Origin of the sequence: Xanthomonas sp. LMG 12462, from assembly GCF_009192885.1 — a bacterium.
Lineage (GTDB): Bacteria > Pseudomonadota > Gammaproteobacteria > Xanthomonadales > Xanthomonadaceae > Xanthomonas_A > Xanthomonas_A sontii.
Genome location: NZ_NMPP01000068.1, coordinates 1 through 23,174 on the forward strand (window position 1 = coordinate 1; position 23,174 = coordinate 23,174).

Consider the following 23,174-nt stretch of genomic DNA (forward strand, 5'->3'; position numbering starts at 1 on the left):
GCCATCGCCGACCAGCATCACGTGCTCGGACTGGTCCATCACCGCACGCGCCAGTTCGATCGGGTTCTTGACCCGGTGCACGCCGGCCACCGCGCCGGCCTTGCCGGTGCGCCCGTCCATGATCGCCGCGTCCAGTTCGTTGCGGCCGTCGTGGGTGAACACCGCGCCCTTGCCGGCGTTGAACTGCGGCGAGTCCTCCAGCACGGTGATCGCCGCGGCGACTGCATCCACCGCCGGCTTGCCCTGCGCCAGCAGCGCCTGCCCGGTGCGCAGCGCCTTCTCCATCGCCGCGCGCGCCTCGGCCAGGTCGGCCGGGCTGCTGCTGGCGCGCTCGACGCCGGCGCCGCCATGGATCACCAGGGTGGTGGCGGGAATCTCGCGCATGCGCCCGTCCTGCACGGCGTAGTAGCGGTGGAAGACCGGTGCCTCGACGCGGCCGTCGGGCAGGTGCAGGGTGGAACCGGGGCCGACCCCGACGGTCTCGATGCGGGCGGCCTGCAGCGGCTGCCCGGCCGGGGTGGGCGGTTGCAGCGGCCCGGCGACCACGGTGGCCACGGCCTGCGGATCGGTGGCATAGACGCGCGCGGTACCGTCGCCCTCCACCGCCAGCGCGGCGCTCTCGTCCACGCCCAGACCGATCAGCGGCTCCCCCTTGGGCGCCAGGGTGGCGGCCTTGGCGCGGAACGCAAACAGGCGGCCGAGGCGGTCGCGCTCGCGGAAGTGGGTATCGGTGATGACCCGCTTGAGCAGGTCCAGGTGCAGGAAGTCGGTCTCGATGGTGACCGCCGGCCCCAGCGGATCGGCCAGCGCCGCCGGGCTGGTGATGCTGCCGCCGTCCATCGAGCCGTACAGGTACTCGCCCAGCATCGCCAGGCCGGCGCTGGTGCCGCCCAGCGGCTTGCCGGCGCGCACGTGCGCGTCCAGCGCGTCGGCCACCGGGGTGTTCTTCCAGTAGCGCACGTAGCGCGACTGGTCGCCGCCGGCGATGAAGATGCCGTCGGCGCGGGCCAGCGCGCGCAGCAGCGCCGGATCGCTGGAGGCGCCGCGGCCGCTGAACACGAACGTCTCGACCGAGGCCACGCCGCCGACCTTGCGGTAGAACTCCTCGCCCACCTCGTTGGCCTGCGAGGCGCGCAGCACCACCACGTGGCCGTGCCCGGCCTTGGCCATGAACCAGCGCAGCGCGTCGTAGTTGCGGTCGCCGCCCCCCATCAGCAGCAGGCCGGGCGACACCGGGCCGGGTGTGGGCGCGGCCGGATCGCCGACCAGGTACTGGCGGTAATCGCGCGCGACGGCGGGCGTGGCCAGGCACAGGCCCAGCAGCAGCGACATCCAGGGCCGGAACATGCCGACGGAACGGGTCATGCGGATCTCCTCGGGAACGGGGCGGGCAGACGAGCGTGCGGCTCGTTGCTGAGAGGGGACGAACGGCGGCACGGTTTCCCCCCGCCGCCTTCACCCTCCCACGTCGGCGCGCGCGGCACTTGCCCGCACGCACCGGCGATCGGCTAATGTGGGATCCATGTCCGCTTCCCTCGACGATTGGTTCGTCCAAGAAATCCTCGTCCACGAGCAGGCGCTCAGCGGCTACCTGCGGCGCTGCTGGCCGCATCGCGAGGAGTGGCACGACCTGCGCCAGGAGATCTACGTGCGCGTCTACGAGGCCGCCGGCAAGGCCCGGCCGAGCCTGCCCAAGTCGTTCCTGTTCGCCACCGCGCGGCACCTGATGACCGATCGGTTGCGCCGCAACCGGGTGGTGTCGATCGAGGCAGTGGGGGATCTGGAGTCGATGCACGTCCTGATAGACGAGCTGTCGCCGGAACGCTGGTGCGGCGGACGGCAGGTGCTGGGCCGGCTGGCGGCGGCCTTCGACCGGTTGCCGGACCGCTGCCGCAGCGTGGTCTGGCTGCGGCGGGTCGAGGAACTGCCGCAGAAGGAGGTGGCCGTGCGCCTGGGAATCAGCGAGAAGAGCGTGGAGAAGCACGTGGCCCGGGGCATGCGCCTGCTGGCCGATCATTTCCATGGCGACGAGGGCGCGGCGGCGCCGGCGAAGCCGATGCAGCCGCGGGCACGCGATGGACAGCAGGTGGATTGAGGCGCGTGCGGCGGCCTGGCTGGCGCGGCGCGACCGCGACGACTGGTCCGACGCACGGCAGGCGCGCCTGGATGCCTGGCTGGCCGCGGCCACCGCGCACCGGGTGGCGTTCCTGCGCCTGCAGGCCGCATGGCAGGAGAGTGGGCGCCTGCAGGCGCTGGGCGCCGGCCAGCGCGATGGGCAGGTGCCGGAACGCGGCCGCTGGCAGGGCCTGGGCGGCCGCAGCACGCTGGCGCCGGCCGCCACGGCCGCCACCGCCGCGCCGGACCTGCGCGGCCTGCGCTTCGCCCCGCGGCCGCGTGCGCCGCGTCGACGGCGCTGGCCGGCGGCGCTGGCAGCGGCGCTGCTCGGTGCCGCGGTGCTGTCCCTGGTCTGGCGGCATGCCGTCGAACCAGTGCCGACCGCCTATGCCAGCGTCACCGGCCAGCTGCGCCCGGTGGCTCTGGCCGACGGCTCGCAGGCCACGCTGAGCAGCGACAGCCGCATCGCGGTGGCCCTGTCGCGCGCGCAGCGGCGCATCGACCTACAGCGCGGCGAGGCGTTCTTCGCGGTGAGCAAGGACCCGGGCCGGCCCTTCGTGGTCGACAGCGGCGCGCGCCGGGTGGTGGCGGTGGGCACGCGCTTCGCGGTGCGCCGCGAGGCCGATGCGCTGCGCGTGGTGGTCACCGAAGGCACGGTGCGGCTGGAATCGGCGGGCGCGCCGCAGGCGCCGCCGCTGCTGCTGCATGCCGGCAGCATCGCCCAGGCCGGGCCGCACGGGGTGCTGGTACGCCGGGTCGCGCTGGCCGAAGCCGAGCGCGCGCTGGACTGGCGCAGCGGCTACCTGAGTTTCGACGACACCCCGCTGCAGGCGGCGGTGGCCGAGTTCAACCGCTACAACACGGTCAAGCTGCAGGTCGCCGACGCCGGTGCCGCGGCGCTGCGGGTCGGCGGCAACGTGCGCTGGTCCAACGTCGATGCCTTCGTGCGCCTGCTCGAACAGGGGTTCCCGATCCGCGCCGAGCGCCACGGCGACACGGTGTTGTTGCACAGCCGGTAAGCCGTACCGCGCCGCGCCGCGCCGGGCCGGCGCGGCGGCGGGGGGATTTGTCGGTCTCGTTCGTCCTGGAGCTACTGAGGCGCGCTCCGCGCCCGTTTGGGGAGAAAACTCGATGCGGTATCCGATGCGTGCCCTGCTGCTGAGCATGGCCTGTGCGAGCGCCTGTGCGGCGCAGGCACAACCCGCTGCCGTTGCCGCCACCGGCACGGTGGACGTCCCCGCCGGCCCGCTGCGCGCGGCGCTGGACACCCTGGCGCGGCAATCCGGCGCGCAACTGATCTACCGCGCCGACCAACTGGGCCAGGCCCGCAGCGGCGGCGCGCACGGCCAACTGGACACCGCACAGGCGCTGCAGCAGGTGCTGCGCGGCAGCGGCTTCGTCGCCCAGCGCGACCCCTCCGGCGCGTGGCTGGTGCGGCGCCAGGAGCCGGCCCCGGCCCGCGCGCAGCCGGTCCGTGCCGCCGCGCCTGCGCCGGCCGCGCCGGCCGAGGCGCCGGTGGCGCAACTGGACACCCTGCGCGTGACCGGCTCGCGCATCCCGCGCACGCAGGTGGAAGGCCCCGCGCCGATCAGCGTGATCAGCGCCGAGCAGATCAAGGCCAACGGCTTCACCTCGGTGCCGGACGTGCTGCGCGCGATGACCCAGAACGGCGGCGAGACGCAGAGCCCGCAGTCGGCCAGCGGCGCGGACTTCTCGCCCGGCGCGCAGCAGGTGGACCTGCGCGGGCTCGGCCCCAACCACACCCTGGTGCTGGTCAACGGCCGCCGCATCGCCGACTTCCCGATGCCGTTCAAGGGCCGCAGCAACTTCACCGACATCTCCAACATCCCGCTGGGCATGATCGACCGCATCGAGATCCTGACCGGCAGCGCCTCGGCGATCTACGGCTCGGACGCGATCTCCGGCGTGGTCAACTTCATCCTCAAGAAGCACGCCGACGGCACCACGCTGGACTACCGTTTCGGCGACACCACCCGCGGCGGCGGCGAGAGCTTCAACCTCAGCCTCAGCAGCGGTTGGTCGCGCGGCAATTTCGACGCGGTGTTCGGCGCCGAACTGGTCTCGCAGACGCCGCTGTGGGCCTACGAGCGCAGCCGCCAGGACAGCACCCTGGACGGCCCCACCGCACGCTCGCAGGTGCCGCGCCGCACCTTCCTGCGCACCGACGGCAACGACGACTACCTGGACCCGGGCGCGGACACCTGCGCGGCGGTGTCCGGCCTCAACGGCGGCAGCACCGGCTACGCCACCCGCCCCGGCTACGGCGCGTTCTGCGGCAGCAGCGCCTCGATCGGCTACGGCACCATCACCAACAAGCGCCGCGGCCTCAACGGCTACGCCTCGCTGCGCTACGCCTTCGACAACGGCAGCGAGTGGTTCGCCGACGTGCAGGTGGGCTACCACGAGCTGTCGCTCTTCCGCGACGTGACCCAGTGGGGCTACATGGCCCCGGACGGCAACGAGCAGGGCTATTTCTACAACCAGGCCACCGACCAGGTGGAAGCCTGGGGGCGCCAGTTCAGCCCGGAAGAAATGGGCGGCCTCAACGCCGGCACCATCCGCACCCGGCAGAAGACCTTCAGCGTCACCACCGGTTTCAAGGGCCACCTCGGCGCGGACTGGGACTACGAGACCAGCCTCAGCCACTCGCAGTACCAGGCCACGATCAGTTGGCCGCAGATCGTCGCCGCGCGCGCCAATGCGCTGTTCCTCGGCCCGCAGCTGGGCGTGGACGAAGACTCGGGGCTGCCGATCTTCAACGCCGACCCGCAGCGGCTGTACACGCCGCTGAGCCGTGCCGAGTACGACAGCATCGCCCAGCGCACGGTGTACCAGCCGCGCTCGCGCACCGACACCCTCGCCTTCACCGCCACCAACACCGCGCTGTTCTCGCTGCCCGGCGGCGATGCCGGCATGGCCGCGACCGCCGAGTTCGGCAACCAGGCCTACAACCTGCGCCCGGATCCGCTGGCCACGCAGTACTACTACTACAGCTGGAAGGACTCCGACGGCCACGGCAGCCGCAACCGCTGGGCGCTGGCCAGCGAGCTGCGCCTGCCGGTGCTGTCGACGGTGTCGCTGAGCCTGGCCGGGCGCTACGACCAGTACCGCTTCGCCGGGCGCTCGCTGGGCAAGTTCACCTACAGCGGCGGGCTGGAGTGGCGGCCGGTGGACACGCTGCTGGTGCGCGCCTCCTACGGCACCGCGTTCCGCGCCCCCGACCTGCACTACGTGTATGCCGGCCCCGGCAACGACGAGACCACCGGCGTGGACTACTACCGCTGCGCCAGCGAGGAACCGGGCGTGGCGATCCAGGACTGCAGCTACAACGAAGAGGCGGTGATCCGCGGCCGCAGCGGCAACCGCGCGCTGAACCCGGAGAACAGCACCTCGTGGACCGCCGGCCTGGTGTGGTCGCCGATGGCCGACCTGGACCTGTCGGTGGACTACTTCAACATCGACATGCGCGACCAGGTGCAGGACCTGCGCGTGGACCAGGTGCTGCGCGACGAGGCCGACTGCCGCCTCGGCGTGCTGCAGGCCACCTCCACCACCTGCCAGCAGGCGCTGGCACGGGTCACCCGCAGCGCCGACGGCCGCCTGTACGGGGTCTACGTCAACCCGATCAACATCGCCCGCGAACGCACCAACGGCATCGACCTCAGCGCGCAGTACCGCCTCGACACCGGCATCGGCACCTTCCGCCTGAGCGGCAACTACACTTGGGTGCGCCGCCACGACATCCAGGTGTACGCCGGCGAAGCGATGGTGGACGAGTTCGCGGTCAACAGCGGCTACGACATCCCGCGCACCAAGGCCAGCGCCAGCGTGTCGTGGGAGCGCAACGCCTGGACCGCGACGTTGCACGGCGAACGCCTGGGCCGCCTGCCGACCTCCGATTCCTACGACCAGGTCTACGACCCGGAGAGCGGCGACAGCCCGTGGATCGGCGCCACCTACCGCTACAACGCCTCGCTGCAGTACCGCTTCACCGACCACGCGCAGTTGTCGCTGACAGTGACCAACCTGTTCGACAAGATGCCGCCGCACGACCGCACCTATACGTCGTACCCGTACTACGACGTGTCCTGGTTCGACACCGTGGGCCGCAGCGTGTACCTGCAGTACACGCAGAAGTTCGGTGGCGGCGCGCTGTAGCGCCGGGGTCGAGGCCTGCATGTGGGAGCGGCGTCAGCCGCGAGGAGCGAAAGGTCGGCTGACAACGTCGGTCGTCGGGACTGAAGTCCCTCCCACAGTGCAGCCCTCAAGCGATCCTGGCACCGCACTTGTGGGAGCGGCTTCAGCCGCGACGAGGGAAGCTCAAAGCCACTTGGCACTTTCCTGCGTCGGGACTGAAGTCCCTCCCACAACAACATCCGACCCATGCGCTGCTCCTACGGCATCGGTTAGCGCCGTGGGGCAAAACGGCGGATGGCGCCGCCGTCAGCCGCCGCTGCCCGTCACAAGGTATCGCGGTGCTTGCCGCGCCACGGCCGGTACCATTCGCGGATCGCGGCGATGTCCGCCTGCATGTCCTCGCCGGTCCACACCACCTCGCCAAGGCCGACGGTGCGGCTGGGGTAGTCGAAGTACACCGGGAAAATCGGCACCTGCGCGCCGTGAGCGATCTTCCAGAACCCGGTCTTCCACTTCTCCACACGCTTGCGCGTGCCCTCGGGGGTGATCACGTACCACATGCGTTCGGCGCCGCGGATCAGCGCCACCGCCTGTTCGACCACGCCGCGTGGCGAGTTGCGGTCCAGCGGGATGCCGCCGAGCCTGCGCAGCAGCGGTCCCAGCGGCCACCAGAACAACTGGGTCTTGCCCAGCACGCGCACCTCGAAGCCGACCGCGAACTTGACCGCGAAGCCCAGGAACCCGTCCCAGTTGGAAGAATGCGGGGCCACGATCATCACCAGCTTGGGCACGTTGGGGAACTCGCCCACGACCCGCCAGCCGGTCAGCCGCAAGGCGGTGCGGCCGAGCCAGCGCATGAAGCGGCTGGGCCTGACCATCGGCATGTTCGGGGGCGCTGCGGGCAGGCGGTAATCGCGTTCGGTCAAAAGTCACTCCCAGCGGCCGGGCGAGCGGCCGCGTTTGATCTGGCTGCGCTCGCGCTTGGCGTCCAGGCGTCGCAGCTTGGCGCCGTGCGAGGGTTTGGTGGCGATGCGCCGCTTCGGCACCGACAGCCCGGCGGCGATGAACTCGGCCAGGCGCTGGCGCGCATCGTCGCGGTTGCGGTCCTGGGTACGGAAGCGCTGCGCATCGATCACCAGCACCCCGTCGGCGGTGATGCGGCGGTCGCGCCGCGCCAGCAGGCGCGCACGCAGCGGCTCCGGCAACGACGGCGAGCCGGCCAGGTCGAAGCGCAACTCGACCGCGGTGGCGACCTTGTTGACGTTCTGCCCGCCGGCGCCGCTGGCACGCACGAAGCGCTCGACGATTTCGTCCTCCGGAATCGTCAGGCTGCTCGAGATGTGGATGGCCCCGTTACCCATGGCGCGGATTGTAGGGTATTCGCCGGACCGCCCGGTTTCCGCGTCGGCGCCGCCTGAACGAGCCAGGGAGCGGACGCCGGCCGGTCGCACGTCCTCACGCGCGGCGGCGGCGGCGCGGCGATTGCCGTATTCTGGCCGCCGGTCATCGTTCTGCAGGATGCTCCATGCTCCCGATTCCGCGCTTCTTCCGTTGGCCGCAGCGCCTGCTGCTGGCCCTGCTGCTGGCCCTGGCCGCCCTCCCGGCGCTGGCCGAACCGCCCACCGATGCCGACGTCAACCGCCTGCTGTCGGCCTCGCGCGCGCAGAACATGCTCGACACCATGCTGCCGCAGATCGAGGCGATGCAGCGCCAGCAGTTCGCCCAGCTCACCGCGCAGCACCCGCTCGACGCCGCGCAGCAGCAGAAGCTGCAGCAGATCCAGGAGCGTACCCAGGCCACCGTGCGCAAGGCGCTGTCGTGGCAGGAGATGCGTCCGCTCTACGTCAACCTGTACAAGCAGACCTTCTCCAAGCAGGAGGTGCTGGCGATGGCCGAGTTCTACGAGAGCCCGGCCGGCCAGAGCCTGCTCGACAAGACCCCGCAGCTGATGCAGAACCTGATGGGCGCGATCCAGCAGAAGATGACCCCGCTGTTCGCCGACCTGCAGAAGGACCTGGAACAGACGGTCAACGCGCCGCCGGCCAAGTGACACAGCGCTGGCCCTGCGCGTCGCAGGAGCGGCTTCGTCCGCGACCGGGCGTTACCGAGGAAGCCTGATCGCGGCTGAAGCCGCTCCTGCACCTGGCCTACGGGGTTCTCAAGTCGGGCACGGCGTTCGATCCGAAAAGGGGCCTTGCCTGCTAGGGGGTAAGACGGTATCTACGAGAGCCGTCAGGCTTGCAGCATCCCAGCTGACATCGCATCCACCTGCCACGGCGCCGGATCCCAGCCGAACAAGCCGAACGCCCGCACGAATTCCGCATCCAGCGGCGCCGTCACCGCGATCCGGTGTCCGTCCGGATGCGGAAACGCCAAACGTTCGGCGTGCAGCAGCATGCGGTGCACGCCCTGCATGCGGAAGATGCGATTGTGGCGGCCATCGCCATGGCTGGTGTCGCCGATCAGGTGATGCGAGAGGTGCTTGAGGTGGCGGCGGATCTGCCGGAAGCGCCCGGTCACCGGGCTGCAGCGGAGCAGCGCATAGCGCGAGGTGGCGAACTCGCCCGACGGCACCTGCAGTTCGCCGCAGGCCAGGCGCGCGAAGCGGGTCTGCGCCGGTTTCTTCAGCGGCTTGCCAGGGCCGCCGTCGAGGTCGTGGTCGACCTCGAAACGGTCTTCGGCCGGCCAGCCGCGGCAGATCGCCAGGTAATCCTTGTCCACTTCGCCCCCCATCAGCGCCTTGCCCAGGACGCTGGCGGTGTCGCGGTCGAAGGCGAGCAGCAGGCAGCCGCTGGTGGCACGGTCGAGCCGGTGCACCAGGAAGATCGGCCGGCCCAACTGCGCACGCAGGCGGTCGGCGAGGAAGGCGTCCTCGCCGCGGGCGAGCTTGCTGTCGTGGACCATCAGCCTGGCAGGCTTGTCGACCACGGCCAGCAATGGGTCTTGATAGAGGATCTGCAGGGAATCGGCGTCGGTGTTCACTGCCGGATTATCCGCGCCGTGCCGCGGCGCGACAATGCGCATTGCAGGCAACGAGGCGCGCATGCAGGTGGCGCCGAGCGGCAGTGTCCGCTGCACTGAGCCATGACCTCGCTCACGACAACGGCACCCATGGCACCGATGACGACGTGGCTGCAGCTCGCGCCGACGGTTGCTTGACCCGGCGACGCACGTCGCGGGCAGGCACGCCGCCGCGCTGCGCCTACGCGTCCTTGACCGCCAGCAGTTCGCCGTTGCCGACCGGCAGCGTGGTGCAGGTGAACGCGGCATCGGCCTGCAACAGCGCGGCGAACGGCGCCATCTCCGCCGCATGCGACAGCGCATTGTCCACCACCAGCAGCCCACCCGGCCGCAGCACCCGGCGCAGCTGCGGCCACCAGTGGCAATACAGCGTGCGCTCGGCATCCAGGAACACCAGGTCGAACGCGGCCGAACCCGCATCGGCCAGCCAGGCGCCGGCATCGGTGTGGATCAGGTCGACGCAGCCCTCCACGTCGGCGTGGGCGAAGTTGCGCTGCGCCAGCGCGATCTTGTGCGCGGCATATTCCAGCGTGGTCACGCCGCCACCCAGTGCCACCGCGGCCTCGGCCAGCCACAGCGTGGAATAGCCGTTGGACGTGCCGATCTCCAGCACCCGCCGCGCACCTGTGGCGCGCACCAGCACCGCCAGCAGTTCGCCGGTCTCCGGGGTGATATTGAGCAGGCGCTGCGCGCGCTCGGGCTGGCCTGCATCGTGACGCGGACCTTCCTCGCCGAGTTCGGCGCGCACCACGTGCAGGCGCGCGCGATCCAGCGCCGCCACGCTCAGCGCCGCCACCACGCCGACAGCAGGGCCGCGGTGCCGGCACCGCCGCTGATCCAGGCCCACAGCGACACCCCGCCCAGCTGCGGCCCGCCCGCGTCGAGCGCGTACAGCAGCGTGGCCACGGTGAGCAGGCCGACGCCGGCGATCGCCGCCACCACCCGCCGCTGCATGCGCCGCACCAGCAGGTTGAGTTCGAACAGATCGCGCGAGCGCATCGACAGTTCGTGCCGGCCCTCGACCTGCTGGCGCAGCCAGCCGTGGATCAGCCGCGGCATGTCCGGCGCGTGGGTCATGATCTCCGGCAGGCGCTTGCGCAGTTCGTGCAGCGCCCGCTGCGGGCTGTAGCGCTCGATGAGGATGCGTTCGAGCACCGGCCGCGCCACCGCCCAGATGTCCAGTTCCGGATCGAGCTGGCGGCCGACGCCTTCGATGTTGAGCAGGGTCTTCTGCAGCAGGATCAGTTGCGGCTGCAGGGTCAGCTGGTAGCGCTGGGCCACGCGGAACAGCTTGATCAGGACCTCGGCCAGCGAGATCTGCGACAGCGGCCGGGTGAAGTACGGCTCGCACACCGAGCGCGCCGCCGCCTCCAGCTCGTCGATGCGCACGTTGGCCGGCATCCAGCCGGCCTCCACGTGCAGCTCGGCCATGCGCCGGTAATCCTTGTTGAAGATGGCCATGAAGTTCTCGGCCAGGTAGTACTGATCTTCCTGCGAGAGCTGGCCCATGATGCCAAAGTCCAACGCGATGAAGCGCGGGTTGTCGCGGCGCGCCGGGTCGCTGTCGACCCAGATGTTGCCGGCGTGCGCATCGGCATGGAAGAAGTTGTCGCGGAACACCTGGGTGTAGAACACCCGCACGCCCTTGGCCGCCAGCGCGCGGCGGTCGATGCCGGCGGCGTCCAGCGAGGCGATGTCGTCGGAGGGGATGCCGCGCACCCGCTCCAGGGTCAGCGCGCGCTCGGCGGTGTGGGTCCAGATCACCTCCGGCACGTAGAGGTCGTCCGAGTGCAGCCAGAAGCGGCGCAGCACGCTGGCGTTGGCGCCCTCGCGCTGCAGGTCCAGCTCTGCGGCGAGGGTGGTCTCGATCTCGGCCACCACCTCGCGCGGGCGGATCTTGTCGGCGCGCGGATGGGTGCGTTCGACCAGCGCGGCAGCCGATTTCAGCAAGGCGATGTCGGCGTCGATCTGCCGCTCGATGTCCGGGCGCAGCACCTTGACCACCACTTCGCGGCCGTCGTGCAGCGTCGCCGCGTGCACCTGCGCGATCGAGGCCGAGGCCAGCGGTTCGGTATCGAAGCTGGCGAAGGCCACCGCGATCGGCCGCCCCAGCGCCTGCTCGACGATACGCCGCGCGGCCTCGCCGTCGAACGGGCGCACCCGGTCCTGCAGCAGGGTCAGTTCCTCGGCCACGTCCGGCGGCATCAGGTCGCGGCGGGTGGAGAGGATCTGCCCGAACTTGACGAAGATCGGCCCCAGGTCCTGCAGCGCCAGGCGCAGCCGGGCGCCGCGCGACTGCGCGGCGATGTCCGGGCTGGCGCGCGGCACGAACGGCTTGGCCAGGCGCAACCAACGCTCGGCCGGGGTGCCGTCGAGCAGGTCGTCCAAGCGATAGCGCAGGATCACCCGGCCGATGCGGCTGGCGCGGAACATCGCCTTCATGCGCCGCGCTCCGGCTGCAGCCGCGCCACGCGCGCGGCCAGGCGTTCGATGTCGTCGCGCAGCACGTCGACGTCGTCGTAGAAGGCCTCCAGCTCGGCGCGCGCGACCACGTCGCGCGACTCCTCGGTGACATACTCGGCCGCGCTCTGCGCCAAGTCCTGCGCGCTACGCCGGGCCTGCTGCAGGGCCGAGCGCGCGGTGTTGGCCACCTGCACGCCGAGCACCTCGCCGAACACCTGCACGAACGGCCGCTGCCAGTCCGGATCGAAGCGCGTCGCCAGCTGCTGCAGGCGCCGCGCCAGTTCGGCATCGCCGGAGACCCGCACCCGCCCGCCGGGGCCGCCAGGGCGCCGGGCCTGGGCCAGGAGCGGCAACTGCGCGAGCAGGCCGCCGAGGGTGCTGCGCACCGCCAGCTCCGGCTCCTGCGCCGGATCCACCGGGCCGACCCGCAACTGCGTGCCGTCGACGCGGATCTGCAGAGCCAGTGCCGGCGCCTCCAGGGTCAGCGCCACGCGCTGGCCGTCGAGGTCGCGCAGGGCCTCGCCGGTTTCCGGGTCCAGCGCCAGCGCGCGATTGAGCGCCGCTTCCAGCGCGCGGCCGGCCAGGGGCTTGAGAGCATCGAGGGGGGTTCCAGACATGCCCGCATTCTAGCGGCAGACACGTCGCCAGGCCGTGCGCAGGGCGAGACAGATGTCCCGCCCATGCCACCGCCAACCGCTACTGCGCCTGCGCGCCGCCCAAGTGCTTGCTCAGGAACGCCAGCAACTGCGTGTAATAGGCGCGCCGGTGCGGCTCGGTATAGAAGCCGTGGCCCTCGTTGGGGAAATACAACGACTCCACCGGCACCCCAGCCTTCTTCAACGCCTTTTCCATGCGCTCGGTGTGTTCGATCGGCGCACGCTCGTCCTTGCCGCCGGCCGCCAGGAACACCGGCACGCGGATGCGCGCAGCCAGATTGACCGGCGAACGCGCCGCCAGGCTGTCGCGTTCGCCCAGCCAGTCGCCGGCCCAGGCCTTGGTCCAACGCGCGTACCTGGCCTGGTCGCGGTACATGGTCTCCAGGTCGTAGACGCCGACGTAGCCGGCCGCGCAGCGGTACAGGTCCGGCTCCTTCGCCGCGCCCATCAGCGCGGCATAGGCGCCGTAGCTGGCGCCGTAGATGCAGATACGCGCGCCATCGGCGATGCCCTGGTCGATCGCCCAGCGGGTGGCATCGGTGAGATCGTCCTGCATGCGCCCGCCCCACTCCCGGGCACCGGCCTGGGTATAGGCGCGGCCGTAGTTACCCGAGCCACGGTAGTTGACCCGCAACACCGCGTAGCCGGCCGCGGCCAGCACCTGCGCATCGTCGTCGAATTCCCAGCCATCGAAGAGGCCGAACGGCCCGCCATGCGGCAACAGCACCATCGGCAGCGGCTTGCCGGCCGGCGCCTGCAACGGCAGGGTCAGATAGCCGTACAGGGCCATCCCATCCCTGGCCTTGAAGGCGACCTCGCGGGTCGACGGCATCCGCTCCGGCACGAACCATTCGCGACGGCTGAACACCCGCTTGGCCGATTTGTCGACGGTGTCGAACAGAAAGTAATCGCCGTTGTTGCGATCGCTCCACACATAGAGCATCAGCAGGCGCCGATCTGCGGTGGCGGAGGTGATGTACACCGCATCGCCATTGAAGGCCTGCTCCAGCGCGCGGTACAGCCGCGCCGTCGGCGCGGTCTCGTCGAAGAAGCGGTTGTGCACACGGTCGCTCATGAACGACACGCCGATCGGGGTGCGGCCATCCAGGTCGCGCAGCACCTGGTAGGGATCGACCTTCGCATCGCGCAGCAACGGCGTGGCGCGGTCGCTCTGCGGATCCCATGCCACCACCGTATCGGGCCCCTCGGCCTGCTCCACCTGCAGGTAGGCGATCCTGTCGTCCGCGGAAAAGCCGAGCGGGAAGCTGCGATGCCCGCTGCTGGCCTCGTCGTTGATCAGCTTCCACGGACTGGCGTCGTCGTTGCGGTAGAACAGCTTGTTGACCGTGCTGCCGGTCTCGGCACCCTGCGCGAAGCGCACGTGGCCGCCGTGATCGGTGACGAAGTCCGCACGCGCCACCGGGGCACGCGCCACCGGCGTGCGTCGGTGGTTGTAGATGTCGAGCCTGTCCACATGCACGGTGGGGTCCTTGGTCTGCTCCACCACCGACACCAGCACCGCGCGCGGGTCGTCCGGCAAGGTGTCGAGCATGAACACCGACGGATCCAGGCCGGCCTTGTAGGTGACGCCGTTGACGCTGTCGTTGAGCCCGTAGGGGCTGGCCAGCAAGCGTGCATTCTTGCCGTCGGCGTCGATGGCATGCAGTTGGCCGATCGCCACCGGGCGGTCCAGTGCGCCCAGGCGCTCGGCCATCGACACCACGATGCGCTCGTCGCTGGCCCACCAGTAATCGTGCACCACCGAATCGGCCTGACCCATGATCTTGGCCGAGACCTGCTTGTCGCTGCGCCGGATCACCGCCAGCACGGTGCGGTCCTCGAGCGGTGCGATTACCGTGTAATAGGCACCGGTCGGGGAGATCTTGACCCGGTCGAACTGGTCGCGCTGCAGATACGGCGCCAGGTCCACCGGCGGCACCTGCGCGCACGCGCTCCCCGCAAGCGCAAGGCCTGCCCACACGATCCACGCTCGCATTCGATCCGCCCCTGTCCCCTGAGCGGAGGATGGTGACAAGCGCCGAGCGGAACGTCCAGCCCTGCCCCATCGCGCTGCCTCCGGGCGGCAGGCGCCCTCGCGGCGCGGAGCCCAGAAACGACTTGCCCGCGACGCAGGTCGCCGCGGGCAAGTATCGACGTTGGATTGTCGCGGCGGACTACACCTTGCCGCGGCGGAACATCGAGATTACCGCCAGGATCAGGAACACCACGAACAGGATCCAGGCGATGTTGGTCGCCGCGCCGGCGATGCCGCTGAAACCGAGCACAGCGGCGATGATGGCGATCACGAAGAAGATGATGGCGTAATGCAGCATGGCAATGTCCAGAGAGTTGTCGTGCCGAATCGGCGCGGCATCATCTTCGGAAACGCGTGGTCGTCAGCGGGTGACGGACGTGTCGTTGCGCCATGACGACGCCAGCCGCTGCAGTCCCTGCTCGATGCTTACCTGCGGCACGTAGCCGAAGTCGCGCCGCGCCGGCTCCATGCTGTACCAGTGCGGGGTGCACAGCTGCTCGGCGAGGAACCGCGTCAGCGGCGGCTCGCCGCGCAGGCGCAGCAGCGGCCACAGGGTCTCGCAGGCGGCACCGATGCGGTAGGCGGCCTTGAACGAGAGCGTCCTGGTCACCGTCGGCGCGCCGACCGCGGCGAGCAGCTTGTTGAGCAGCACGCGCATCGGCAACGGCTCGCCGTTGGAGATGAAGTAGGCCTTGCCGGCGCAGGGCGCGCCCACCGCCAGGTGCTCGAAGGCGTCGAAGTGCGCCTGTGCGGCGTTGTCGATGTAGGTGGAATCGACCTTGTTGTCGCCGCTGCCGACCAGACGCACGCGCCCGGCCTGCGCCCGCGCGACCAGCTTGGGCAGGATCTGGTTGTCGCCCGGCCCCCAGATCAGCCGCGGGCGCAGCGCCACCACCGCCAGCTGCGCGTCGTTGGCGGCGAGCACCATGCGCTCGGCGATCGCCTTGGTCGCCGCGTACGGCGCCTGGAAATCCTCGCCGTAAGGCACCTGGTCCGCACCCAGGCCTTCGACCGGATGGGTGGCGCGGTGGGTCACGCTCGGCGTGGAGGTGTAGACCAGGCGTCCGACGCCATGCGCGCGGCAGGCCGCCAGCACGTTCTCGGTGCCGACCACGTTGGGCTGGTAATAGCTGTCGTAGCTGCCCCAGGCACCGGCCTTGGCGGCGTTGTGGAACACCGCATCGGCGCCGGCCAGCGCATGCTGCAGCGCCTGCGCGTCGACCAGGTCGCCCCGCACTTGGGCTACGCCCAAGGCCTGCAGTTCCGGATAGTGGCCACGGTTGTAGCTGACCACCTGGTGCCCGCGCGCGACCAGCCCGCGGCACAGCGCCTGGCCCAGGAATCCACCGCCACCGGTCACCACGATCTTCATCGCCACACTCCATGATCAGGGCGGCCATTCTGGGGCCGGCCATGCGCCGCGCCAACGGTGTCCTGCTGCGCAAGCGCGCCGGTGCACATGCTGCGCGCGCTCATTTGCGCTGCTCCGCGGCCCACAGCGCCAGCTTCTCGCGGCCGATCTTGGCGTTGTGGCGGATGTCCACCGGAAAGCCCGGGTGGCTCAGGAAATCGACGATGCCGGCCGTGTGCGCATGCGCGGCAGCGGTATCGCGCAGTCGCTGCTGCAGCGTCTGCAGTTCAGGGCCGCTCGAGAGCATGGCGCCCACTTCCAGCTCGTAGCACAGCACCGGGCGCTGCTGCCCCGGCGCGCCGATGCCGACCAGGGCGGTGCGGCCGATGCCCGGCAGCGCGTTGAAGATCGGCTCCACCTGTTCGGTGTACAGCGGCCCCTGCGCGGTTTCCACGCGCTGGGTCTTGCGCCCGCAGAACCACAGCCGGCCCTGCGCGTCGAAATAGCCGACGTCGCCCATGCGGTGCACGACGCGCTCGCTGCCGTCGTCCAGGCGTTCGCGGATCTTGGCCAGGCGCGTGGCCGCATCGCGGTTGAAATAGGTGTCGGTGGCGGTCGGCCCGGCCACGGTGATCTCGCCGACCGTGCCGGTGGGGACTTCGTGCACGCCGCTCCACTCGGGAATCGCGGCGTCGTCGATGGCGATGATGCGCACCTGGTTGGGCGGCACCACCGTGCCGACGCAGGTGCCGGCACCGCGCTCGGTCGCCGCACGCGTGTCCTGCAACTCGCGGCCCTCGATCACCGCCACCGGCAGGCACTCGGTGGCGCCGTAGGGCGTCCAGAACTGGCCGTCCTCCGGCAGCAGGCTGCGGATCCGCGCCACCACGTCCGGCGGCACCGGCGCGCCGGCCGAGGTGGCGCAGCGCACGTTGGTCAACGGCTTGCCGTAGTCGGCCAGCACCCGCATCAGCGCCGGCGAACCGAACAGCTGGGTCACGCCGAAGCGCTGCATCGCATCGTGCAGCTTGCGCGGGTCGACCTTGGCCGGACGCGTCGGGTCCATGTCCGGGATCACCGAGGTCAGCCCCAGCGCCGGGTCGAACAGCGCGAACGGCGGGAAAGTGGGCAGATCGATCCCGCCAGGCTGCATGTCGAAGGCATTGCGCATCAGCTCGATCTGGCCGACGAAATGCCGGTGCCGGTAGACCACGCCCTTGGGCACGCCGGTGGAGCCGCTGGTGAACAGGATCGCGGCGACGGCGTCCGCGGCCGTGTCGGCCAGCTGGCTGCCGGCGCCCTGGCCGGCGCGCTCGATCCGCGCCAGCGTGGTGCCGCCCCAGGCCCAGCGCCGGCCGACGGTGACGATCCGCTTTGCCGAGCGCGCCCAGCCGAGCAGGCGCCGCGCCAGTTGCGCCAAGGGGATGCCGATGAAGGCCTCCGGCTGCGCCTCGTCCAGGCACTGCTTGAGCGCGCGCCGGTCGATGCCCGGATCGACCAGCACCGGCACCGCGCCGGCCTTGAACAGCGCGAACATGAGCAGGAAGAACTCCGGCGACGGCCGCACCATCACCACCGTGCGGGTGCCGCGGCCGATGCCGTAGGCGCCCAGGCCGGCGGCGATGGCATCGCTGCGCGCATCCAGCTGCGCATAGCTCAGGGTCACGTCGTAGGCCGCCATGCCGCCGGGGCCGGGCCGGCCGGGGCAGCGCATGGCGATCTGGTCCGGGCGCTCGCGCGCCAGCCGCGGCAGCGTCGCCGCGATGTTGCAGGTCGTGGTCATACGCCGATTATCGCCGATGCGCCCGGCCGCAGCCGACACCCCGGCCGCGGCCGCCGCGGCTGAATGCCGGCGTGCTTGCAGCGCGCCGCGGTTCGGTCAGAATGCCGCGCCCCCCACGCTGTTCGCCGCGCAAGGCCCGGCCGCCATGTCCCATCCCTGCCTCACCTGCGGCGCCTGCTGCGCCTACTTCCGCGTCAGTTTCCACTGGAGCGAAGCCGATCCCGCGCTGGGCGGCAGGGTCCCGTTCGAGCTGACCGAACCGCTGCGCACCCATGAGCGGGTGATGCGTGGCACCTCGCAGGCGCAGCCGCGCTGCATCGCCCTGGACGCGGACATCGGCCGCTACAGCCGCTGCAGCATCCACGAGCGGCGGCCGTCGGTGTGCGCCGCGGTACCGGCCTCGCTGGAGTTCGGCGAACGCAGCGCGCAGTGCGACAAGTCGCGGCTGGCGCACGGCCTGCCGCTGCTGACCCTGGCCGACTGGGACGGCGTAGTCGAACGCAATCTGCCGGACGCCTGAGCGGCGGCGCCGCCAGGACGGCAGGGAGGCCGTAGCATCTGCCCTTGTCGCCGCGGGACCAGCCGCGATCCGCGTTCCCGGCAACGCCCGGTCGCGGCTGTAGCCGCTCCTCCGCAAACTCCTGCAAACGCCCATCCTGGCGGCATCCGAAGCACGGCGAACGCGCACCGCATCGGCTCAGCGGTGCTTCCACGCCGTCGGCACCGGATTGGTCACGGTGTTCTTTTCCAGGGTGTAGGTGCCGTTCTGCTGGGCGATGGCCTCGCCGGTGTCGACGATCGCGTTCTGGATGAAGACGTTCCTGTCCTCGCCACGAATGAAGGTCAGCTGGTGGAAGGCGGTCTTGTTGCCCCAGTCCTCGGACGGCAGCGAGATGAAGCGAATCGTGTAGGTCTGATCGTCGAAGCTGCCCTGCAGCACGTACACGCCGTAGTGGTTCTCGCCCTGCGAGATGATCTTGTACATGCCGTTGCTGTAGTAGTAGATCTCCGCATCGGGGAACGGCTTCTTGTCGTACAGCTTGCGGTAGTGCAGCACCTGCTTCCAGGTCGGCTGGCCGAATCCCACCGTCAGCGTTTTGCCGTCCGCGGACGTGGTCAGGTCTTCCGCATGCGCACCAGGCACGCTCATCGCCGTCAACAGCATCGCCATCGCCATCGCTTTCACTCTCTGTCTCCTGTCCGATTGCGTGTAGCGTCCGCTTCCGCGCGACGCGCACGTCGGCGGCGACTGTACCCAGCCCAAAATGTTGCAGTACGGCAATCGGTAGCAGTTTGCGTGCGCCTGTATAGACGATCCACGGAGCAGCGGCAGGCACCGCAGCAAACCCTGATAGCATTCGTGAGCATCGACACTCAGTGCGCGCAACTATACTGACTTAGCTAGGTTGAGCGAGCGTAGTACACAGAGCGTGGCTGCCGCTACTACCCGTGGTTGACCGGGACGGAGTGATCGAGCGCATCTCTCCAAGCCAGTCACTCTTCCAATTTAAACCAAGAGAGAATCTAAATGCCTAATTGCCCTATGCAAACTGGGTGATTTTTCTGCAGCCCTTCTTGGACTCCAAGAGCCATTCACGAACGCTTGGAGATGGATGTTATATCCCACCCCAGGCTTCCCTGAATCGAAACTTGAAACAACCTCGTTACGCAACGCTCTTTTATTGGAGCTCCGCACAAGATTAACTACCACTCGCTTTGGATCAACGACTTCATCTGGGGATCTTGGAATTTTTGCACGAGATATTCCAAAATAATCAGAAAAACCATCGTCGTCAGCAAGCAGCCAACTCTCAGCCTCATTTACAGCAAGCCGCAGTATAAATCTCTCCGACGCAGTCGGTGGCTTCCATGTAGACAGCAACTTCACTGCACATTTACCATCAGTATCAGCAATGCAAAGAACATGGCCAAGTTTTGCAAGAGAAGAATACCTGGAAATATTCGTCACTAGCTTTGTAACTCCACCGGTATCTATTGGACTTGCTTCAATATCCCAATGGAGTATTTCAGAAACCAAGCGGACTCCAAGTGCACATGTGAGAGAATCCTCGCCAATCACATAAATTGACGACATCAGAATAGCCCCATTTGCTCTATCTTATCCGGCCTCGTTTTTGGAAGCATAACTTCGGCCGCATTCAAGCCTGAATTCATTGCCTGAACTTCTTTTTTATCAGGCGACCTTGCTATTGTCCCATTATCACCTGGCTCCAGAAGTAGTACAGAGCTTGGATCAAGCACTGCCGCGATAAGGTTGTCACTATGCGTAGTAACCAAAATTTGACGCAAGAAAGCTCCCTTTTTCCGCTGTCTAAGCACCCGCTCAATCATTAATGGTATGTATTCGACAATAGCATCATTAAGCGAAAGCTCTGGCTCTTCCAGCAGAAGCATTCCATCGCCTTCTTGGAGAGCCCAAAGCAACCCTATAAGCCTCAATGTTCCATCTGAAAACTGATCTTCTCGTTGCCAAGCACCGTGCTCTCGCCAGTGCTTAAAACGTGCCTCAAGGTGTGGCGCCCCTGAGACCTCATCTTTTTTAAATTGCAATTCGGAAAACTGAGGAACCGCCACTACTAACGCTTTTCTTATCCTCTCAAGACGAGCCGCTTGTGTCTTTTGAGGCGTTCTAGCGATTCTCTGCAACAGGCCTTGTCCAAAAGGGTCATTCTCTACAACTCGACCGCTAATTTCATCCCCATGCTTTAAGAGTTGCGGCACTAAATGCAGATAGGTCGTCGCTCCAAAAAATTCAGCCAACTCGCGAAATTCCGAGTTATTATTAATCTGTTCTATGTGAGTTTGCGTTAGACGAACTGGATCTTCCATATCCTCCTTTTCCGGACGTGATCTAATCTTCTCCCCATCCAGAAAGACAACCTCTTTCGTGATAAGTACACGCTGCGCACCTTTACCCTCAGCCTTAAATGCCAACTCATAGCGCCAACGCGGGACTTCGTCCTCGAAAGATTCAGCAACTTCAACCTCAATCCCCACTTCAGGATTTGTCCTTGCGTGAAGACTCCTTAATTTACTCAAGCCCCCGCGTTCCTTAAGAGCTTTCTGTAGACCACCACCCTCTGATTGGGCAACTGTTCTTAGAAAGCGGAAAACGTCCAAAAGATTAGATTTACCAGCTGCGTTAGCGCCTATGACATAACTACGCGGATGCAGCTCCACGTCAACATCTCGAAAATTTCTCCAGTTACGCAACCTGAGGCGAGTAATCAGCATTTAGTCTCTCCGCTACAAGAAAGCACAGCTAAGATAAGGAAATCTGGAGAAAATAACAAATTTAGCTTTTATAGTGGATGCGCGTCCAGAAACCGGCGGATCGCCGGCACCAGCACCTCGTGCTTGTCTTCCAGCACGTAGTGGTTGGCATCCTCGAAGGCCATCACCTCGGCCTGCGGCAACGCGCGGCGGAAGCCTTCCAGGAAATGATGGTCGAAGCAGATGTCGCGCAGGCCCCAGCCGATGAAGGCGGGGCGATCGGCGAACGACGGCAATGCCTGCTCGGCCCGCGCCAGCAGCGACCAGGCCTTGTCGGCCGGCGACAGCGGAATGTCCTGCATGAAACGGATCGTGGAAATGCGGTTGGCCCAATTGTCGTACGGCGCCACGTAGGCGCGACGCACATCGGCGGGCATGCGTCGCGACACACCCAGCCACGACGCGCCCGAAGAGAACGCATTGAACGTGCGGATGAACCATTCGCCCATGCGCCAGTGCCGGCCCATCGCGATCTGCCACGGCATCGGCTTGGCCGCCGGCAGCGGGAACGCCGCGGTATTGGTGATGACCAGGCGCCGCACCTGCGCATGCTGCGACAGCGCCCAGCCGAAACCGATCATGCCGCCCCAGTCGTGCACCGCCAGCGTCACCGGCCCGTCGATGCGCAGATGCCGCAGCAGCGCGTCCAGGTCGTCCACGCGCGACTGCAGGGTGTACTCGTAACCCGGCCGCGCGCCCGGCGCATCGTCCGGCTTGTCCGACAGGCCCATGCCGATGTGGTCGGGCACGATGCAGCGGTAACGGTCCGACAGCCCGCTCACCAGCGTGCGCCACAGATAGCTCCACGACGGATTGCCGTGCAGCATCACCACCACCTCGCCATCGCGCGGGCCTTCGTCGAGATAGGACATGTGCAGCCCCGGGCGGACCTGGAAGCGCTGCGGGGTGAAGGGATAGCCGGGGTAGTTCATGCGGGGGACCGATGCGAGATGGGGGAGGAAGACGGCGCCGCCGCGGCGCATGGCGCATTGCCGTCGGCGTGCGGCACTGGGGAACTCATAACGGCTGCGCACCCTCGCTGAGGATGTCCAGATAAGCCTGATAGGCGAACACGCGGTGCCGCTGCTGCCCGGTGAGTTCGTTGACGATGTCCAGATCCTGCAGGGTGCGGATGGCGGCACGGATCGTCGGTGCGCTGAGCGGCAAATGCGGCTGGACCTGTGGCACGCCCAGCAGGACACGACGGGCGAACTGCTCGTACACCAGGCCCACGTTGCCAGCGCGCGTTCCCAATCCGGCGATACGTGTGCGGTCGGCCGCCAGCAGCGCCAGCAGGCGCTGCGCGGTGGACACCGCCTGTTGCGCGGTGTCTGCAACGCCCTCGAGAAAGAAATCCAGCCAGCCTTCCCAGTCGCCCTCGGTGCGTACCGCGTTGAGGCGCTCGTAATAACGCGCGCGATGGCGCTTGAAGAACAGGCTCAGGTAAAGGCTGGGCGCGCGCAGCACACCTTCGTTGCACAGGATCAACGCGATCAGCAGCCGCCCCAGCCTGCCGTTGCCATCGCTGAAGGGATGGATGGTTTCGAACTGCACATGTGCCAGGGCTGCCTTGACCATCGGCGAGACGTCGCGGCCCGGCGCGTGCAGGAAGCGCTCGAAGGCGGCCAGCACCGCATCCAGGGCTTCCGGCGGCGGCGGCACGAAGTGCGCCAACGCCGGCGAGGCACCGCCGATCCAGACCTGGCCCGAACGGAATTCGCCCGGACGTTTGCCGGCACCACGCCCACCTTGCAACAGCAGCGCGTGCATTTCGCGGATCAGGCGCAGCGACAGCGGGAAGTCATCCTCGCGCAAGCGCCGCAGCCCGTGGTTCAGCGCAGCGACGTAGTTGGAGACTTCTTCGACGTCGTCCAGAGGGACACCCGGTGCCTCGTCCAACTCGAACAGCAGCAGATCGGACAGCGACGATTGCGTGCCCTCGATCTGCGAGGACAGGACCGCTTCCTTGCGCACGTAGTGGTAGAGGAACAGCTCCGGGTCCGGCAGCATCAGGGTGATGCCATCGAGGCGACCAAGCGCCTGGTCGGCCTGTTCCTTGCGCGCGATCAGCAGCGGCGCCGCCAACTGCAGCGGCGGCTCGGGCGGCAGCGGATCAGGAACGAACGCCTGATAACGGCTGCCCGCCAGCGCCCCGGGGACATAGTGTCCGGTACAGCGTCGAGACGACATCAGGCAATCCTTGCCGTGGCCGGAGACGGCTCTTAGGAAAGAAATTTAGCAAATTTCTTTCTAAACACCCAAATACGGCGCGCAAGGAAAATTTGCGCGCCTGTCCTG

The 23,174-nt window shown here is 68.1% G+C and carries 21 protein-coding genes and 1 pseudogene; 5 read left to right on the plus strand and 17 right to left on the minus strand.

Annotated features, from left to right (window positions below; genetic code table 11):
• The coding region (locus CEK69_RS21315) for an isoaspartyl peptidase/L-asparaginase (RefSeq protein ID WP_226975186.1) at window positions 1–384 on the minus strand (384 nt) is incomplete at its 3' end.
• A gap of 213 nt (window positions 385–597) precedes the next feature.
• Window positions 598–1,365: pseudogene (locus CEK69_RS21320) on the minus strand (cyanophycinase); the annotation flags it as partial.
• A 157-nt stretch (window positions 1,366–1,522) separates the two neighbouring features.
• Between CEK69_RS21320 and CEK69_RS15485 the strand changes: the two are divergent.
• From CEK69_RS15485 to CEK69_RS15495, 3 genes are all read left to right on the plus strand, one after another.
• Window positions 1,523–2,095: a sigma-70 family RNA polymerase sigma factor gene (locus tag CEK69_RS15485; RefSeq protein WP_152246568.1), complete on the plus strand. Its 573-nt coding sequence runs from the start codon at window positions 1,523–1,525 to the stop codon at window positions 2,093–2,095.
• Window positions 2,076–3,134 (plus strand): FecR domain-containing protein, encoded by a 1,059-nt coding sequence (locus tag CEK69_RS15490; protein WP_043094103.1) that lies wholly within the window; start codon window positions 2,076–2,078, stop codon window positions 3,132–3,134. The genes CEK69_RS15485 and CEK69_RS15490 overlap by 20 nt, the downstream gene beginning before the upstream one ends.
• Before the next feature lie 112 nt (window positions 3,135–3,246).
• Window positions 3,247–6,294: a TonB-dependent receptor gene (locus tag CEK69_RS15495; protein WP_152246570.1), complete on the plus strand. Its 3,048-nt coding sequence runs from the start codon at window positions 3,247–3,249 to the stop codon at window positions 6,292–6,294.
• A 302-nt stretch (window positions 6,295–6,596) separates the two neighbouring features.
• On the opposite strand, the gene CEK69_RS15500 is transcribed toward CEK69_RS15495, so the two are convergent.
• Window positions 6,597–7,151 (minus strand): lysophospholipid acyltransferase family protein, encoded by a 555-nt coding sequence (locus CEK69_RS15500; protein ID WP_017915508.1) that lies wholly within the window; start codon window positions 7,149–7,151, stop codon window positions 6,597–6,599.
• A 51-nt stretch (window positions 7,152–7,202) separates the two neighbouring features.
• Window positions 7,203–7,634, minus strand: coding sequence for an alternative ribosome rescue aminoacyl-tRNA hydrolase ArfB (gene arfB, locus CEK69_RS15505; RefSeq protein ID WP_017907723.1), 432 nt, complete (start codon window positions 7,632–7,634; stop codon window positions 7,203–7,205).
• A 164-nt stretch (window positions 7,635–7,798) separates the two neighbouring features.
• Here arfB and CEK69_RS15510 point away from each other — a divergent pair, with 164 nt between their 5' ends.
• Entirely contained in the window at window positions 7,799–8,323 is a 525-nt protein-coding gene (locus CEK69_RS15510) for a DUF2059 domain-containing protein (RefSeq protein ID WP_152246572.1), read from the plus strand.
• Between the two features lie 182 nt (window positions 8,324–8,505).
• Here the strand turns inward: CEK69_RS15510 and CEK69_RS15515 are convergent, their stop codons facing one another.
• From CEK69_RS15515 to oleC, 8 genes are all read right to left on the minus strand, one after another.
• Window positions 8,506–9,297: a pseudouridine synthase gene (locus CEK69_RS15515; RefSeq protein ID WP_193314010.1), complete on the minus strand. Its 792-nt coding sequence runs from the start codon at window positions 9,295–9,297 to the stop codon at window positions 8,506–8,508.
• A 178-nt stretch (window positions 9,298–9,475) separates the two neighbouring features.
• Window positions 9,476–10,051, minus strand: coding sequence for a class I SAM-dependent methyltransferase (locus CEK69_RS15520; protein ID WP_193314014.1), 576 nt, complete (start codon window positions 10,049–10,051; stop codon window positions 9,476–9,478).
• 26 nt (window positions 10,052–10,077) lie between these two features.
• Window positions 10,078–11,736 (minus strand): ubiquinone biosynthesis regulatory protein kinase UbiB, encoded by a 1,659-nt coding sequence (ubiB, locus tag CEK69_RS15525; RefSeq protein WP_010340081.1) that lies wholly within the window; start codon window positions 11,734–11,736, stop codon window positions 10,078–10,080.
• On the minus strand, window positions 11,733–12,374 hold the full coding sequence (locus tag CEK69_RS15530) for an SCP2 sterol-binding domain-containing protein (protein ID WP_152246578.1): 642 nt from the start codon (window positions 12,372–12,374) through the stop codon (window positions 11,733–11,735). The genes ubiB and CEK69_RS15530 overlap by 4 nt, the downstream gene beginning before the upstream one ends.
• A gap of 79 nt (window positions 12,375–12,453) precedes the next feature.
• Window positions 12,454–14,409, minus strand: coding sequence for a S9 family peptidase (locus CEK69_RS15535; RefSeq protein ID WP_193314011.1), 1,956 nt, complete (start codon window positions 14,407–14,409; stop codon window positions 12,454–12,456).
• 178 nt (window positions 14,410–14,587) lie between these two features.
• Entirely contained in the window at window positions 14,588–14,746 is a 159-nt protein-coding gene (locus CEK69_RS15540) for a DUF1328 domain-containing protein (protein WP_003468167.1), read from the minus strand.
• A 63-nt stretch (window positions 14,747–14,809) separates the two neighbouring features.
• Entirely contained in the window at window positions 14,810–15,820 is a 1,011-nt protein-coding gene (oleD, locus tag CEK69_RS15545) for a 2-alkyl-3-oxoalkanoate reductase (protein ID WP_152246582.1), read from the minus strand.
• 100 nt (window positions 15,821–15,920) lie between these two features.
• Complete coding sequence (oleC, locus tag CEK69_RS15550) at window positions 15,921–17,582, minus strand: olefin beta-lactone synthetase (protein ID WP_152246584.1); 1,662 nt, start codon at window positions 17,580–17,582, stop codon at window positions 15,921–15,923.
• A 145-nt stretch (window positions 17,583–17,727) separates the two neighbouring features.
• Between oleC and CEK69_RS15555 the strand changes: the two genes are divergently transcribed.
• Window positions 17,728–18,102: a YkgJ family cysteine cluster protein gene (locus CEK69_RS15555; RefSeq protein WP_017911452.1), complete on the plus strand. Its 375-nt coding sequence runs from the start codon at window positions 17,728–17,730 to the stop codon at window positions 18,100–18,102.
• A gap of 177 nt (window positions 18,103–18,279) precedes the next feature.
• Here CEK69_RS15555 and CEK69_RS15560 read toward each other — a convergent pair whose 3' ends face one another.
• The 5 genes from CEK69_RS15560 to CEK69_RS15580 all read right to left on the minus strand — a co-directional run bounded on the left by CEK69_RS15560 (window position 18,280) and on the right by CEK69_RS15580 (window position 23,066).
• Window positions 18,280–18,759 carry a hypothetical protein gene (locus tag CEK69_RS15560; protein WP_017907733.1) on the minus strand — a complete coding sequence of 160 codons (480 nt, stop codon included), beginning with the start codon at window positions 18,757–18,759 and terminating at the stop codon, window positions 18,280–18,282.
• A 330-nt stretch (window positions 18,760–19,089) separates the two neighbouring features.
• Window positions 19,090–19,677 (minus strand): hypothetical protein, encoded by a 588-nt coding sequence (locus tag CEK69_RS15565; protein WP_152246586.1) that lies wholly within the window; start codon window positions 19,675–19,677, stop codon window positions 19,090–19,092.
• Window positions 19,677–20,837: an ATP-binding protein gene (locus CEK69_RS15570; RefSeq protein WP_152237146.1), complete on the minus strand. Its 1,161-nt coding sequence runs from the start codon at window positions 20,835–20,837 to the stop codon at window positions 19,677–19,679. The genes CEK69_RS15565 and CEK69_RS15570 overlap by 1 nt, the downstream gene beginning before the upstream one ends.
• A gap of 68 nt (window positions 20,838–20,905) precedes the next feature.
• Window positions 20,906–21,808 carry an alpha/beta fold hydrolase gene (locus CEK69_RS15575; RefSeq protein ID WP_152246588.1) on the minus strand — a complete coding sequence of 301 codons (903 nt, stop codon included), beginning with the start codon at window positions 21,806–21,808 and terminating at the stop codon, window positions 20,906–20,908.
• A gap of 85 nt (window positions 21,809–21,893) precedes the next feature.
• Window positions 21,894–23,066: a Fic family protein gene (locus CEK69_RS15580; RefSeq protein ID WP_193314012.1), complete on the minus strand. Its 1,173-nt coding sequence runs from the start codon at window positions 23,064–23,066 to the stop codon at window positions 21,894–21,896.
• Window positions 23,067–23,174: the final 108 nt, after the last annotated feature.

Bases quoted from the DNA above. Each gene is read 5' to 3' on its own strand.
- ubiB (WP_010340081.1), bottom strand. From the start codon at position 11,736: ATGAAGGCGATGTTCCGCGCCAGCCGCATCGGCCGGGTGATCCTGCGC.
- oleC (WP_152246584.1), bottom strand. From the start codon at position 17,582: ATGACCACGACCTGCAACATCGCGGCGACGCTGCCGCGGCTGGCGCGC.
- oleD (WP_152246582.1), bottom strand. From the start codon at position 15,820: ATGAAGATCGTGGTGACCGGTGGCGGTGGATTCCTGGGCCAGGCGCTG.
- CEK69_RS15500 (WP_017915508.1), bottom strand. From the start codon at position 7,151: ATGGTCAGGCCCAGCCGCTTCATGCGCTGGCTCGGCCGCACCGCCTTG.
- CEK69_RS15560 (WP_017907733.1), bottom strand. From the start codon at position 18,759: ATGGCGATGGCGATGCTGTTGACGGCGATGAGCGTGCCTGGTGCGCAT.
- CEK69_RS15565 (WP_152246586.1), bottom strand. From the start codon at position 19,677: ATGTCGTCAATTTATGTGATTGGCGAGGATTCTCTCACATGTGCACTT.
- CEK69_RS15490 (WP_043094103.1), top strand. From the start codon at position 2,076: ATGGACAGCAGGTGGATTGAGGCGCGTGCGGCGGCCTGGCTGGCGCGG.
- CEK69_RS15540 (WP_003468167.1), bottom strand. From the start codon at position 14,746: ATGCTGCATTACGCCATCATCTTCTTCGTGATCGCCATCATCGCCGCT.
- CEK69_RS15510 (WP_152246572.1), top strand. From the start codon at position 7,799: ATGCTCCCGATTCCGCGCTTCTTCCGTTGGCCGCAGCGCCTGCTGCTG.
- CEK69_RS15495 (WP_152246570.1), top strand. From the start codon at position 3,247: ATGCGGTATCCGATGCGTGCCCTGCTGCTGAGCATGGCCTGTGCGAGC.
- CEK69_RS15515 (WP_193314010.1), bottom strand. From the start codon at position 9,297: ATGCGCATTGTCGCGCCGCGGCACGGCGCGGATAATCCGGCAGTGAAC.
- CEK69_RS15575 (WP_152246588.1), bottom strand. From the start codon at position 21,808: ATGAACTACCCCGGCTATCCCTTCACCCCGCAGCGCTTCCAGGTCCGC.
- CEK69_RS15530 (WP_152246578.1), bottom strand. From the start codon at position 12,374: ATGTCTGGAACCCCCCTCGATGCTCTCAAGCCCCTGGCCGGCCGCGCG.
- CEK69_RS15535 (WP_193314011.1), bottom strand. From the start codon at position 14,409: ATGCGAGCGTGGATCGTGTGGGCAGGCCTTGCGCTTGCGGGGAGCGCG.
- CEK69_RS15580 (WP_193314012.1), bottom strand. From the start codon at position 23,066: ATGTCGTCTCGACGCTGTACCGGACACTATGTCCCCGGGGCGCTGGCG.
- CEK69_RS15570 (WP_152237146.1), bottom strand. From the start codon at position 20,837: ATGCTGATTACTCGCCTCAGGTTGCGTAACTGGAGAAATTTTCGAGAT.
- arfB (WP_017907723.1), bottom strand. From the start codon at position 7,634: ATGGGTAACGGGGCCATCCACATCTCGAGCAGCCTGACGATTCCGGAG.
- CEK69_RS15485 (WP_152246568.1), top strand. From the start codon at position 1,523: ATGTCCGCTTCCCTCGACGATTGGTTCGTCCAAGAAATCCTCGTCCAC.
- CEK69_RS15555 (WP_017911452.1), top strand. From the start codon at position 17,728: ATGTCCCATCCCTGCCTCACCTGCGGCGCCTGCTGCGCCTACTTCCGC.